Here is a 13,972-nt window from a genome sequence, read left to right as displayed (position 1 = left end):
GCCCTCCTTCTTAACGGTTTTGGCGGCGGGTCATGAACGCCAGACGTTCCAGCAACTGCACGTCCTGCTCGTTCTTCACCAGCGCACCGTAGAGCGGCGGAATGGCTTTGGTCGGATCACGATCACGCAGCACCGCCTCGGGGATCTGGTCAGCCATCAGCAGCTTGAGCCAGTCAACCAGCTCGGAGGTGGACGGCTTTTTCTTCAGGCCGGGCACCTTGCGTACGTCAAAGAAGATGTCCATCGCTTCGGAGACCAGCTCTTTCTTGATCTCGGGAAAATGCACATCGACGATGCGCTGCATGGTGTTGCGATCGGGGAAGGCGATGTAGTGGAAGAAGCAGCGACGCAGGAAGGCGTCCGGCAGTTCTTTTTCGTTGTTCGAGGTAATAATGATGATCGGGCGCTTGTCAGCCTTGATCGTCTCATTGGTCTCGTAAACGTAGAACTCCATCTTGTCGAGTTCCTGGAGCAAATCGTTGGGGAACTCGATATCGGCCTTGTCGATCTCATCAATCAGCAGGATGACCTTTTCTTCTGCTTCAAAGGCTTCCCAGAGCTTGCCTTTCTTGATGTAGTTGCGAACGTCGTGCACCTTGTCAGTGCCCAACTGGGAATCACGCAGACGGCTCACGGCATCGTATTCGTACAAGCCCTGGTGCGCCTTGGTGGTCGATTTGATGTGCCAGGTGATCAGCTTGGCGCCCATGGACTCGGCCAACTGCTCGGCGAGCATGGTTTTGCCGGTACCCGGCTCGCCCTTGACCAGCAAGGGGCGTTCCAGGGTAATGGCAGCGTTGACCGCCAGTTTCAGGTCATCCGTAGCAACGTAGGCGTCAGTACCTTCAAATTTCATTCAGGCTATCCTCTGGAGAATTCAGGAGCAGGGCCAGCTCTAATTGGCGCCCGGTCAAAACAGCGACTATAACGTGACGGTAGGCGCACTGTGAACCTGGATGTAGTATTCAGTCACTGAATGATCCCCGCACCCAACAGGATGTCATTATGAGCAAAATCTATACAGACAACTCACAATCCATCGGCAATACGCCGCTGGTCCGCATCAATCGTATCGGCCCTTCCGGCGTGACTATCCTGGCCAAGATCGAGGGACGCAACCCGGCTTACTCGGTCAAATGCCGCATTGGTGCCAGCATGGTCTGGGACGCGGAAGAGTCCGGGCGTCTGAAGCCGGGCATGACCATAGTCGAGCCGACATCCGGCAATACCGGCATTGGCCTGGCTTTCGTTGCCGCTGCACGGGGCTACAAACTGAAGCTGAGCATGCCCTCCTCCATGAGTCTGGAGCGGCGCAAAGTGCTCAAAGCGTTGGGCGCTGAACTGGTCCTGACTGACCCGGCCAAGGGTATGAAAGGCGCGATTGCCGCAGCGGAAGAAATCACCGCCCAGGACCCTGCCAACCACATTCTGCTGCAGCAATTCGAAAATCCAGCCAACCCGGCGATCCATGAAAAAACAACCGGGCCGGAAATCTGGAAAGACACTGAAGGCAGTATTGATGTGCTGGTCTCTGGCGTTGGTACTGGCGGCACTATCACGGGCGTGTCGCGCTATATAAAGAACACCTGCAAGAAAAACATCCTGTCGGTGGCAGTAGAGCCGGTCAGCTCACCGGTAATCACCCAGACGCGCGATGGTCAGGAGGTCAAACCCTCCCCGCACAAGATTCAGGGCATTGGCGCCGGTTTCGTTCCCGGCAACCTGGACATGTCACTGGTGGATCGTATCGAACAGGTGACTGACGAAGAGTCGAAGGCGATGGCTTTGCGACTGATGCGTGAGGAAGGCATTCTCTGCGGCATTTCCTGCGGTGCGGCTATGGCAGCTGCCGTGCGCATGGCAGAAGAGCCGGAGATGCAGGGAAAGACCATGGTAGTAATCCTGCCAGACTCAGGTGAACGCTATCTCAGCAGCATGCTGTTCAGCGATATGTTCAGCGAGGCAGAACTACAGCAGTAACCTCGCTGCCTGATGGATAAGAACGACAGACTTCGCCGGAGACTATTCAGTCTCCGGCGCGTCTTTTTCGAAGCCGGCACTGAAGGCCTCAATAAAACCATTACGCAGAATCCCGAAGAATGCCTGAAGCGGGCTTACATCCGCGTCCTGCAAGCTGCCGCTTAAATCGACGCGGGTGGCAATCTGATCGCGATTGCGATTTTTCACTGCCGCACCACCAGCACCTACCAGCGCCTCCCACATCCCGCGGAAAAAGCCTTTATCTTCGTTCTGCAGATCTTGCTCGACATTGAACACATCCACGTCACGCAACAACGGCTTGATGTAACCGCCTAACTGACCTTCCTCTGCATCAACCTCCACAACCAACTCGCCATTGCCGGAATTGAAATCGAAATTCCCATAGGCTGAGGCGAAATCATTCAGTTGGGTCAGATCCACCTCACTGACACGAAAGCGCAACTCGAAATCCTCCATCCGCAATAGCGGATCGAACGCAGCTTCTATTTCCAACGGGGCGTGGTTGAGAAAATCGGCAGTACCTTCCAGGCTGGCATCACGAGTGCCTTGCAGATCACGCGCGGTACTTAGGTTGCGCACGGTCATATCCAGATTATTGGCGTAGACGTTGACCGGGGGCTCCGAGGTAAAGTTGCGAAAAGCGAGGGTCCCGTTGACGACCTGAAGCTCGTCCACTTCAATCAGAATTTGCTCGGTCAGCCGTTCACGCCAGTCAACGCCTTCACCGGTTTGACGATCCTGCTCATTTTCCGAGTCAATAAAGTTCAGCTCCGGGTCGGTGAACCGCACCTTGGCCACCAAAGCGCGCTCCTCCCACAGCGCTCGCCAACTGACGGCAATATCAATAAGCGGCGCTGTAAAAAAGGGCGCCTGCACGTTGCCGACATTTTTCTGAATGTTCAGGTTATGAATGCTGTAAGCACCTCGCCACCAGAACAGGTCAACCTCCTCTACATGCCCGGTGTAATCCCCCATCTCCGCCATGTTCTCGTTCAACAGGTTACGGACCCAGGTGGCGAGTGACAGATGCACAATTATCAACAACACAACTATGACGGCCAATGCGGCCAAGGGAACGCTATAAGTCTTTTTCATTCTCAAATGACTTCGCTGAATTAAAACAGTTCAGCTACTTTATCCACTTCAGTGAGGATTGGCGATTTATCCGCTGATAACAATAGAGCACTTTCGCTGAATCACCAGACTGGCTATTCTGCGGTTTCCTACCTGGCACAGGCAGTACCTATTTCATGCCCTACAGCCCCAAACGCATTGCTCAGAACATCCTGGATCAATTCGATCATTATCGTGACGAATTTCGCAGCATCACGTCCGGCGCGAGAGTGCGGTTTGAGCAAGCCCGCTGGAATGACATTCAATCGGCGTCCACCGCGCGCATCAATCTTTATGAAGATTGCGTGTCCAGCACCGCGCAGAATCTGCACCAGTCAACTGATGCCGAATACATACTGGATGTCCGCAACTGGCCAGATATCCGCAAAGCCTATATCACTCTCATCGACCAGCGCTTCGACGACGAGTTGGCCGAAACCTGGTTCAACTCGATCTTCACTTCACTGCATCAGCATGACCAGATCAGTGACGAGACCATGTTCGTGCACAGTTCACGTCCGGCTACGCGACCGCCGTCACGGATACCACTGACGCGCGGCTTTATTTCCGATGGCTCGCTGGACGGGCTGGTCCGGCAGATTCTCGACGAGCACAGCTTCGACGCGCCCTGGGCAAACTTCGAACGCGACTGCAAGATGATTATCGAACATCTGCACAAAGGCCTGCCGGATTGGGCGCAGAAAGACCGCGGCCTGACCGTAGAGCTGATCCAGTCGGTGTTCTATCGCAACAAGGGCGCCTATCTGGTGGGCCGGGTGATCAGTCAGCAGGAGCAATGGCCTTTCGTTCTCCCGCTGATTCATCACGAGCATGAAGGCATCAGTGTCGACACCTTGATTACCGATGAATCCCAGGTTTCGATCATCTTCTCTTTTACCCGCTCCTATTTCATGGTTGAAGCAGCCGTTCCGGCGGAGATGGTGGCCTTCCTCAAGCAGTTGCTGCCGAGCAAACATATTGCCGAGTTGTATACCGCCATCGGCTTTTATAAGCAGGGCAAATCCGAATTCTATCGGGCGCTGATAGCACACCTGGCGACCAGCGAAGACCGCTTTATCATGGCGCCGGGTGTGCGTGGCATGGTGATGAGCGTGTTCACCCTGCCCGGCTTCAATACGGTGTTCAAGATCATCAAGGACAAGTTCGCGCCGTCGAAGAATATCGATCGCGCCACGGTAATAGACCGGTACCGGCTGGTGAAGCGCCATGACCGCGTGGGACGCCTGGCTGATACCCAGGAATTTGCTGACTTCCGCTTCCCCCGCGAACGCTTTGACCCTGAGTGCCTGGCAGAGCTTCTCGAAGTGGCAGCCTCGACGGTGATCGAGGAAGGCGACGTGATCCTGGTACGCCACTGCTGGACCGAACGCCGGATGACGCCGCTGAACATCTATCTGGAGAGCGCGAGCGAGACTCAGACGCAGGAAGCCCTGCTCGACTATGGCAAAGCGATCAAGGAACTGGCCGCAGCCAATATCTTCCCAGGTGACATGTTGCTGAAGAATTTCGGAGTAACGCGCCATGGCCGCGTGGTGTTCTACGACTACGACGAAATCAGCTATCTGACCGAGGTCAACTTCCGCGACATCCCCGAAGCCATGTACCCCGAACAGGAAATGGCTTCCGAGCCCTGGTATTCGGTAGGGCCGAACGATGTGTTCCCGGAAGAGTTTCCGGTGTTTCTGTTTGCCGACATCCGCCATCGCAAGGCTTTTTCCAGCATGCATGGCAACTTGTTCGAGGCCAGTTACTGGAGGGGTCTGCAGGAGCGTATAAAGGATGGGCAGGTGCTGGACGTGTTTCCGTACAAGCGAAACTGAAGGCGATTTTCAGACGAACGGCAGTGCATATTTAAAAAAAACTCAGGTAAAGGGTGTTATTTCCTGAATCTGTCGTATACTGAGTTTCGTTCATCGCAAGCCCGATGCAGCGAGTCATAGCCTAGCTTGACTTGATTTGCATTAAGGCGCACAGTGAGCGCGTAGGTTTTCAAGATAGAGTAGTAGGCTGCAAGCGCACTTTTCAGTACGTAAGTTTGTCATTCTCGTAATCTTTGATTCCCCACGCTTTAATTGAGCTCAGCTCAGATTTTTTTATTTGATAGGAATTATCCGAAATGGCAACTGGTACAGTTAAGTGGTTCAACGACACTAAAGGCTTTGGCTTCATTACTCCGGACGGCGGTGGTGATGATCTGTTCGCCCACTTCTCCGAAATCAAGGTTCAGGGCTTCAAGTCCCTCGCCGAGAACCAGAAGGTATCTTTCGATATCACTACTGGTCCTAAAGGTAAGCAAGCTGCAAACATTCAGGTTATCGGTTAATTCCGAAGTCTGACTGAAAAACCCGGCTCCGGCCGGGTTTTTTAATGCCTGAAATTTACCCTCCCTTAGTTGTACGCGACACCTCCTGCTGCAAAAAATACTCGCCTGATAAGCCCTTAAGTCGTAACCTAGTGCGCATAATCTGAGTGTCATCACTCTGAAGGCCATTTGGGACACAACCGGCGCTGCCTTATTCAGTGTTGCCTTGGTACCCCCACCACCAGGATGTCTATAACAGTGGAAAGCATCGATTCAACCAAAGAAAATGAAAACCGCCGTCTGAATATCTTCCGCGCGGCAGAAGCCATCGTCAGCGAGCTAGGCGCTTCACAGCTCACCTTCGCCAGCCTGAGCGAACGTACCGGCATCGCCGAGAGTGATCTGCAAGGAATGTTTCCTGATCGGGAAGCCTTGCTTTCAGCCATGATCGAGCACCGGCTGGAGCGTTTCCGTGTTCGTTGGAGAGCCTACGAAAGCGTGCTGCCAGATGAGCCTATGCGCGAGCTGAAATCACTGCTGCTGAGCAATCTGAGCGAGTCGAACGAGGAGAAGAACCTGGACTCCGCGATTCTCGCCGCCGCTGCCAGCAACCCCGCGTTGCTGCAGACCACATCAGACGATGTTCAGGGGTTGTTCAACATTCTTGCCGAGTCGCCTTTGGGCCTGGCGCAGGCGAGCATCCTGTTCTTTTCTGTACGAGGCTATCGGCTGTTTGAACAGATTGGTATCTGCCCGATGACGGATATTCAGCGCAGTGAATTCCAGGAGCAGATCATGCGCATGGCGCGCACGCTTTACGAACAGAAGAACGAGGGCTGAGAAGCCCTCAAGGTGCCTTGTAATGCCCTTTGGCGTGAGCAGTCTCCTGCTGGCGCCAATGCTTCCAACCTGCCCTGCCCGCCGCGATCAACAGATAAAGCAATAGCGCGAGCCCCATCGCCAGCGCGAGATCACCCAGCATCCGCGCTTCGTTGTCTCCTGTATCAAGCACCGTATCCAGTAGAAAGATCATGGTCGCAGGTGCCATCCATGATTCCATCGGATCAACTCGGACCGGCGTGAACAGTAGTATCGCCATGATCAGCCACAGCGGTTCGCGTACATACCAGAGCGGAATCCAACTGGTCATCTTCCACCAGACCAACCAGGCGCAAGCTGCCGCCGCCAGATATATCATCCACATCATCTGGTATTCGGATTCGTTGAACATCAGGCAGTCACCGGTCAGCAAAAATGTGGGCCTATAATAACGGTTTTATTCAGGGAGTCCCAACTCGATGCTACAACCTACACGCCGCGATACCGGCAATGATCCGTATGCCTGGCTTGAGCAACGTGATGCGCCCGAGGTACTGACCTTTCTCGAGCAGGAGAACCAGGCGACCGAAACCTGGTTGGCCAGCCATGATGATCAGCGGGAAATACTCTTTGAAGAGATCCGCGGGCGAATCCGTGAAACCGATTTGTCATTGCCCGGCGTGTGGGGCCCATGGCTGTACTACCAGCGCACCGAAACCGGAGCCGAATACCCGCGATACTTCCGCTGCGCCAAGCCTGTCGATGGGTCTCTGACAATAGACCCGGCGAGTGAAGCTCTGCTGCTGGATCTGAACCTGCTGGCCGGCGATGGTTTTCTGCAACTGGGCGACTATGCCATCAGCCCTGATCATCAATGGCTTGCCTACAGCCTCGACCGTCAGGGCGATGAAACCTACTCGTTGTATCTGCAGAAGATTGATAGCGGCACAGTGACCGAGCTGCCACTGGAAAACGCCGACGGCAGTCTGGTCTGGGCCCAGGATAGTCAGCACCTGTTTGCTATCAGCATGGACGAGACCTCGCGACCTGCGCACCTGTGGCGGCTGCGAGCCGACGCTGCGCCTGTGCATCTGTTTCATGAGCAGGACCAGCGCTTCTACCTGCACATTTACCGCAGCAGCTCCGAGCAATGGCTGCTGCTGGCCAGCTCCAGTAAAAACACCTGCGAAGTGCAGCTGCTGCCAGCGGATCAGCCCACCGGCACATGGCGACTGATTGAAGCCCGTCGTAGCGGGCATGAGTATCATGTGGACCATGGCCCCGAGGGTCTGATTATTCGTAGCAATGCGCCGGGTGAGAATTTTGCCTTGTTCCAGGCGGAACCTGAACATCCTGCATTTGAGCACTGGCAGCAGATTGCCGAGCTGGACACGCAACGCACCCTGGAAGACATGAGCGTGCAAAAAGCAGGCTTGCTCCTGCATTACCGTGACCAGGGGTTGATCACTCTGGAAGTCCGGCCAGAGGCCGGCGCCCCCTACCAGGTGAAGATGCCGGACGCCGTCTATAGCCTGCACGTACAGGGCGGCGAAGAATATGCCAGCGAGTTTGTGCGCTTGCGTTATGAATCCCTGAACCGACCAGCACAAGTCAGCGCCTTGCATATCGCCAACGGCGAGCAACGCGTGCTCAAGCAAATACCGGTGGAAGGCAAGTTTGACCCCGACGACTATGAGGTCATGCGGGAATGGGCCACTGCCGCAGACGGCAGCAGGATCCCGATCAGTCTTGTCGCCGCGCGAGAGCGAGCTCCCGGGCCTGCGCCGCTTTATCTTTACGGCTATGGCGCCTACGGTGCGAGCATGGACCCCTGGTTCTCACACGCCCGCCTTTCGCTGCTTGAGCGCGGCTGGATATTCGCCATCGCCCATGTTCGCGGCGGCGCCGATCTGGGCGAAGCTTGGTATCAGAACGGCAAGCTCGAACATAAGGAAAACACCTTCAGCGACTTTATCGCCTGCGCCGAACACCTGTTGCAGCGAGGTCTGACGGATTCTGCGCGGCTGGTCATCGCCGGGGGCAGCGCGGGCGGTCTGCTGATTGGCAATGTAATCAACCAGCGGCCCGAGCTGTTCGCTGCCGCAGTGGCTGACGTGCCCTTCGTCGACGTGTTCAATACCATGAACAATCCGGATCTGCCGCTGACCATTGGTGAGTACGAGGAATGGGGCGACATGAATGATCCTGTCGTTGCCGAACGTGTACGCGGTTACGCGCCCTATGAACAGGTACGGGAGCAGGAATACCCGGCCCTGTTCGTCACCGCGGGTTATCACGACATGCGCGTGCAGTATTGGGAAGCGGCCAAATGGGTGGCCAAGCTGCGGCATTGCAAAACCGACTCCCGGCCGCTGTTGTTGCGCACCCAGATGAGCGCCGGGCACGGCGGTGCCAGTGGACGTTACCAGGCGATACGCGAGCTGGCCGAGGAATACAGCTTCTTATTGGCCGTGATCCCTCCCGCCGGGTGAGCCACCCTGCCCTTGTCGGCGATAAGCGACAAGGGCAGTCTGTTTTACTCGGTGCGCTTGAACCCCCTCTGCTCCAGCAACATGTAGAACACCGGCACGAAGATCAGCGCCAGGGTACTGGCGGCGACCATGCCACCGACTACCACGGTACCGATTTCCTGACGACTCACGGCACCGGCGCCAGTACTGATTGCCAGCGGCAAGCTGCCGATGATAAAGGTCAGGGCGGTCATCATGATCGCGCGAAAGCGTTGACGTGCTGCGGTCAAGGCCGAGTCATAGGGCGACATGCCTTCCTTGCGGTTCTGTGCCGCGAACTCGACGATCAGAATCGCGTTCTTGGCCGCCAGACCGATCAACACCAGCAACCCGACCTGGAAGTAGATATCGTTCGGGAAGCCCCGCAACATCGACGCTACCACTGCACCGAAGACGCCGAAAGGAATGGCTGTGGCTACCGCCAGGGGCAGACTCCAGCGTTCGTACTGCGCTGACAGAATCAGGAATACCATCATGATGCCCATCCCGAAAGCCAGCGCCCCGGAGGATGCCGAATCCAGCAGCTGATAGGCCTCACCGACCCAGCCCAACTGCGCATCCGCAGCCAGAACCTCGGCACCAACTTCCTGCAAGGCAGCCAAGGCCGCCGCCGTGTTGTAGCCCGGCGCTGGGTCGGCGGTCACTTTGGTGGCAGGGTAGAGATTGAAGCGGCTCACCGAATCGACACCCTGGGTACGTTCAAGGGTCACCACGTTATTCAGAGACACCAGCTCGCCAGTGCCCGAGCGCACGAACACCCTGCGCAGGTCATCCGGATGGCTACGGAACTCACCCTCTGACTGCAGATTGACTTGCCAGTTACGCCCTTGCAGGGTGAAATCGTTCACATACAGAGCACCAAAAGTACTGCGCATGGCGGTGAAGATTTCGTTGATGGGCACTCCCATGGCCTTGGCCTTGTCCCAATCCACCTCTGCCTGGTAGCGAGGTACGCCGACATCCAATGCCGCACGCACGTTGGTCAGCTCGGGACGCTCGCTGGCGGCACCGACCAAGCGATCTGCTTCCGCCTTGAGTTTCAAGGGATCGCTTTCGCCGCGCAGCTGCAGATAGCCTTCGACACCCCCGGTCAGTGACAGTCCGTTAATCGGCGGCGGTACAAAGGCCATGACGTTGGCTTCCTGGATATTCGCACCCAGGCCGACGATACGGTTGGCCATACCCTGCGCGCTCTGCTCTACTTCGGTACGGTCATCCCAGTCGATCAGCGTGACGAAGGCGACGCCCATATTGGTGCGTAGACCCCGGTTCATGATGTCGAAACCGGCAAAGCTGGTGATCCCTTTGATCTCTTCCATGTCGACGATCTTCTGACTCAACTCCTCACGCACGGCCTCCGTACGTTCCAGTGATGAGACTGGCGGCAGTTGATAGACCGTCAGCAAAAAGCCCTGATCTTCCTGCGGCACAAGGCCGCTGGACATGCGATCCAGGAGAAACAGGGTAGATCCAATCAGTAGCAGAAACAGCACCAGGGTAATTTTGGCGTGATTGAGCATCCAGCCAACCAGACGGGTGAAACCGTCAGTCAGCCGATCAAAGCCATTATTGAACCAGGCGAATTTGGGAGACGGCTCGGTTTCCTTGCGGTCGAGCAGCAACGCGCACATGACCGGACTGAGCGTCAGCGCCACGATGCCGGAAATACCCACGGACACGGCGATGGTAATGGCGAACTGACGATACAGCTCGCCGCTGAGGCCGCCGAGAAAGGATACCGGGGCAAACACCGCAATCAGCACCAGCGTGGAGCCTACTACCGCGCCGGATACCTGCTTCATGGTCTTGCTGGCGGCTTCATAGCTGGAGAGCCCCTCCTCCTTGATCAAGCGCTCAGCATTCTCCATCACGATAATGGCGTTATCCACCACCACCCCAATCGCCAGAATCAGCCCGAACAGGGTTAAAAGGTTGACGGAAAAACCCATCAACATCATCCCGGCGAAGGTACCGATGAGCGAGACCGGAATAGCCACCAGCGGAATCAGCGTCGCCTTGAGATGCTGCAGAAACAGGAAGGTGACCAATACCACCAAAGCCAATGCTTGAATGAACGTGATCAACACTTCTTTGATCGAGACATCGATAAACAGGGTGGTGTCGTAAGGTATGTCGTAGCGCAGGTCGCCGGGAAAGCGCTGAGAAATGCGCTCCATCGCCTGACGAACTTCGTCCGCGGTATCCAGCGCATTAGCCCCGGGCTGGAGATAGATGCCCAGTGGCACCGCATTTTTCGCATTGAAGGTGGCGCTGAAATCGTAGTTCTGTGCGCCCAGCTCGGCGCGTGCCACTTCCCCCAAGCGCAATGTGCGCCCGTCAGAATCGCTGCGCAGAATGATCTGTTCAAACTCTTCAGGGGTCGACATCCGCCCAGGCGTGCTGACACTGAAGGTAAAGGCCTGGCCTTCGGGCGCAGGGTTGGCGCCGATACGGCCAGCGGCGAACTGTGCATTCTGCTCACGCAGTGCTGTGGCGACATCACTCGGCGTCAGGTCGTATTCAGCCAGCTTGTCCGGTCGCAACCAGATTCGCATGGAATAATCCTGGGCACCAAACAGACGCGCATCACCAACGCCGGGCAAACGCACCAACTCATCGAGTACGTTGAGCAGCGCATAGTTGCTGATTTCCAGCACGCCGAGTTGTTCTGTATCCGACGACAGAGCGACCACCTGGAGAATGGAGGTCGAGCGGGCCTGGACCACTACGCCCAGATCACGCACTTCCTGGGGCAGCTCCGCAGTTGCTTTCTGCACGCGATTGTTGACGTCGATAGTCGCCTGATCAGGGTCGGTGCCAATCCGGAAATAGACCGTCAGTTGCATGTTGCCGGAGTCGCCACTGAAGGACTCCATATACAGCATGTCGTCGACCCCGTTGATCGCTTGCTCCAATGGCGCCGACACCGCGTCGGCAATTACCTGCGAACTGGCGCCCGGGTAGCTGGCCTCCACCACAATCTGCGGGGGTACCACGTTGGGGTACTGCTCAATTGGCAACTGATAAAGCGAGGTGCCACCGGCAATCAGGATCAGGATCGACAACACCGTCGAAAAGATCGGCCGATCAATAAAGAACTGCAGCATGCCCTTACTCCTCGGCGTCGTCGGTTGCAGGGTCCTGCTCGGGTTCCCCACCATCTACGCGCACCTTGGCGCCCGCACGCAGGCCTACCTGGCCGTTGACCACCACGCGGTCACCCGGCTCGACACCTTCAAGAATGATCTGTCTTGCACCCAGGATGTCACCGAGTTTTACCTTGCGAATTTCAATCTCGGAATCGTCATTGACTACCAACACCTGGGGGCCGTCACCGCTGGCACCCACTGCCTCTGAAGGTAGCAACACTTGATCAGTGAAGTGCTTGAGAACTAGCCGGATACGCACGAATTGTCCGGGAATAAGCTGGCGATCGGGATTATCAAACACTGCCCTGAGCGTGATGCTGCCGGTGGCGTTATCAATACTGCTTGAAGTGAAATCGATGCTGCCTGTGCGGGGGTACTCACTGCCATCGGCCATCAACATGGTAACGGCGCCATTCAGCGTATCGTCTTCAATCTGGGCTGCACGCTGCATAGCCGCATCACGCTCAGGCAGAGCGAAGATCACGTGCACCGGATCCTGCTTGACCAGCGTGGTCAGCAGCGCGCCGACAGCCAGTACGCTCCCTTCCGGTACTACTTCCAGACTCGCGCTGCCATCCATCGGCGCACGTACATTGGTATAGGACAGGTTCAGTTTGGCCTCATCCAGCAGCGCATCAGCTTCATCCAGTCCGGCGCGGGCGAAATCCAGCTGCGATTGCGTGCGATCCCGCTCGCTGGCACTCAATGCACCCCGCTCAAACAATTGCTTGGCTCGCTCCCACTCGCGCTCGGCCTGTTTGACCTCGGCGATGGCATTGCTCTTCGCCGCTTCGGCTTGCTTTACCAGAATCTGCATCGGCTCCGGAAAAATGCGAAACAGAATGTCGCCCTCTTTGACGTCGGCACCCTCGACGTACACACGCTCCTGCAGCACACCGGAAATACGTGCTCTGACCTCAACCTCCCTGGCGCCGCGCACCCGTGCTGGATACTCCTGAATCAGGTCAGCATCGGAAAGTGTCACTTCCTGCACCGTCACCATGGGCGGCGTTTTTTCCGTGGACTTGGACTTATCATCACTGCCACAAGCCGATACCAGAGCTGCCACTGCTAGCACAGACAACGCGCGGATCCATGCCGCTGCTTGAGAACTACGGAAAGGAAACTGAGGGGTTTGCATAAACGTCAATCGCTCGAAAATTGGAGAAAGAGATACCCGGAGCGGCTGCCCGAGCATGAAGATGGTGTGGGGAACGCTACTGCACGGACCGCTACTCATCGCTAGCGGCCACTATCTGCGTGGGCCCTAGAACGCCATGCAGCAGCGTATCCAGCAGCTCGTCAGCCATCACTTCCAGCGAGCTGTTACGTCCGGAAATCCGATTGACCAGCACACTGCCATACGCCAGGTTGCTGATAGCGTTCAAGATTTGCTCGGGGTCATTGACTCGACAACGACCGCTGTCGATCAGTTGCTGGTACACATTCAACCAGGTCGTGCGACGCAGGTCCGAATAGACAAAGTACCGCGGCTTGCTCACCTTGCCGAACTCGGCGCATTCGTGAACAAAGAGTTCAACAGCTTCAGGATGCTGCTGAAAGAACGACATGTAGGTTCTGAAACCCTGTTTGAGGTGCTCAAGAGGGTCGGTAATTTCTTGAACCGCAGCATCAACCTGGCTGGTCAGCCGCAGCATCACATCGTCGACTGCGGCCTGAAACAATTCGTCTTTGGTGGGATAAAAGCGGTATACCGTGCCTTTGCCCACCCCGGCCAGATCGGCAATCTGTTGCACATCCGTGCAGCGAAATCCCTGCTCGGCAAAGACTTTGATCGCCGCGTAAAGAATCTCTTCACAGCGCTCGGCCGGGGGTTTGCGCAAGCGTTTGGCTTGGCATTCATTGTTATTAACGGGCATTTGTTACTCACGGACTGACGCGTCAGTCCGTATTAGAAAACACTGGGCGCCGGGAAACAACCCGCAGTGCGCAAATACACTGTTGGCAGTTGTGTCAGAAGTCGGGGGAAGTGCGGCAGGAGAACGCTATGGCAGAAGGATACGGCAGCTTGTCTG

11 protein-coding genes are annotated in these 13,972 nt (G+C 56.3%); 5 read left to right on the top strand and 6 right to left on the bottom strand.

Annotated elements, in window-relative coordinates:
- Positions 1-10: 10 nt before the first annotated feature.
- Entirely contained in the window at positions 11-856 is an 846-nt protein-coding gene (locus tag DT594_RS04680; protein ID WP_022964169.1) for an AAA family ATPase, read from the bottom strand.
- A 149-nt stretch (positions 857-1,005) separates the two neighbouring features.
- On the opposite strand from DT594_RS04680, the gene cysK reads away from it, so the two are divergent.
- Positions 1,006-1,980, top strand: a complete 975-nt coding sequence (gene cysK / locus DT594_RS04675; RefSeq protein ID WP_149331579.1) for a cysteine synthase A — start codon at positions 1,006-1,008, stop codon at positions 1,978-1,980.
- Positions 1,981-2,022: 42 nt separating this feature from the next.
- On the opposite strand, the gene DT594_RS04670 is transcribed toward cysK, so the two are convergent.
- Positions 2,023-3,096, bottom strand: a complete 1,074-nt coding sequence (locus tag DT594_RS04670) for an AsmA family protein (RefSeq protein ID WP_149331578.1) — start codon at positions 3,094-3,096, stop codon at positions 2,023-2,025.
- Between the two features lie 155 nt (positions 3,097-3,251).
- Here DT594_RS04670 and aceK point away from each other — a divergent pair, with 155 nt between their 5' ends.
- From aceK to DT594_RS04655, 3 genes are all read left to right on the top strand, one after another.
- A complete protein-coding gene (gene aceK, locus DT594_RS04665) occupies positions 3,252-4,955 on the top strand; it encodes a bifunctional isocitrate dehydrogenase kinase/phosphatase (protein ID WP_149331577.1) in 1,704 nt (567 codons plus the stop codon).
- Positions 4,956-5,251: 296 nt separating this feature from the next.
- Entirely contained in the window at positions 5,252-5,458 is a 207-nt protein-coding gene (locus DT594_RS04660; protein ID WP_028615072.1) for a cold-shock protein, read from the top strand.
- Positions 5,459-5,695: 237 nt separating this feature from the next.
- Positions 5,696-6,277 carry a TetR/AcrR family transcriptional regulator gene (locus DT594_RS04655; RefSeq protein ID WP_096345312.1) on the top strand — a complete coding sequence of 194 codons (582 nt, stop codon included), beginning with the start codon at positions 5,696-5,698 and terminating at the stop codon, positions 6,275-6,277.
- Positions 6,278-6,284: 7 nt separating this feature from the next.
- Here DT594_RS04655 and DT594_RS04650 read toward each other — a convergent pair whose 3' ends face one another.
- Positions 6,285-6,668: an MFS transporter gene (locus tag DT594_RS04650; RefSeq protein WP_149331576.1), complete on the bottom strand. Its 384-nt coding sequence runs from the start codon at positions 6,666-6,668 to the stop codon at positions 6,285-6,287.
- A gap of 67 nt (positions 6,669-6,735) precedes the next feature.
- Between DT594_RS04650 and DT594_RS04645 the strand changes: the two genes are divergently transcribed.
- Positions 6,736-8,748, top strand: coding sequence for a S9 family peptidase (locus DT594_RS04645; RefSeq protein WP_149331575.1), 2,013 nt, complete (start codon positions 6,736-6,738; stop codon positions 8,746-8,748).
- A gap of 44 nt (positions 8,749-8,792) precedes the next feature.
- Here the strand turns inward: DT594_RS04645 and DT594_RS04640 are convergent, their stop codons facing one another.
- The 3 genes from DT594_RS04640 to DT594_RS04630 form a co-directional block, all read right to left on the bottom strand.
- Positions 8,793-11,894 carry an efflux RND transporter permease subunit gene (locus DT594_RS04640; RefSeq protein WP_149331574.1) on the bottom strand — a complete coding sequence of 1,034 codons (3,102 nt, stop codon included), beginning with the start codon at positions 11,892-11,894 and terminating at the stop codon, positions 8,793-8,795.
- Between the two features lie 4 nt (positions 11,895-11,898).
- Positions 11,899-13,014: an efflux RND transporter periplasmic adaptor subunit gene (locus tag DT594_RS04635; protein ID WP_246164573.1), complete on the bottom strand. Its 1,116-nt coding sequence runs from the start codon at positions 13,012-13,014 to the stop codon at positions 11,899-11,901.
- 154 nt (positions 13,015-13,168) lie between these two features.
- Positions 13,169-13,816: a TetR/AcrR family transcriptional regulator gene (locus DT594_RS04630; protein ID WP_149331572.1), complete on the bottom strand. Its 648-nt coding sequence runs from the start codon at positions 13,814-13,816 to the stop codon at positions 13,169-13,171.
- Positions 13,817-13,972 lie beyond the last annotated feature (156 nt).

This window comes from Halopseudomonas laoshanensis (assembly GCF_008365385.1).
Classification (GTDB): domain Bacteria; phylum Pseudomonadota; class Gammaproteobacteria; order Pseudomonadales; family Pseudomonadaceae; genus Halopseudomonas; species Halopseudomonas laoshanensis.
This window is presented reverse-complemented; position numbering and strand designations above follow the sequence as displayed.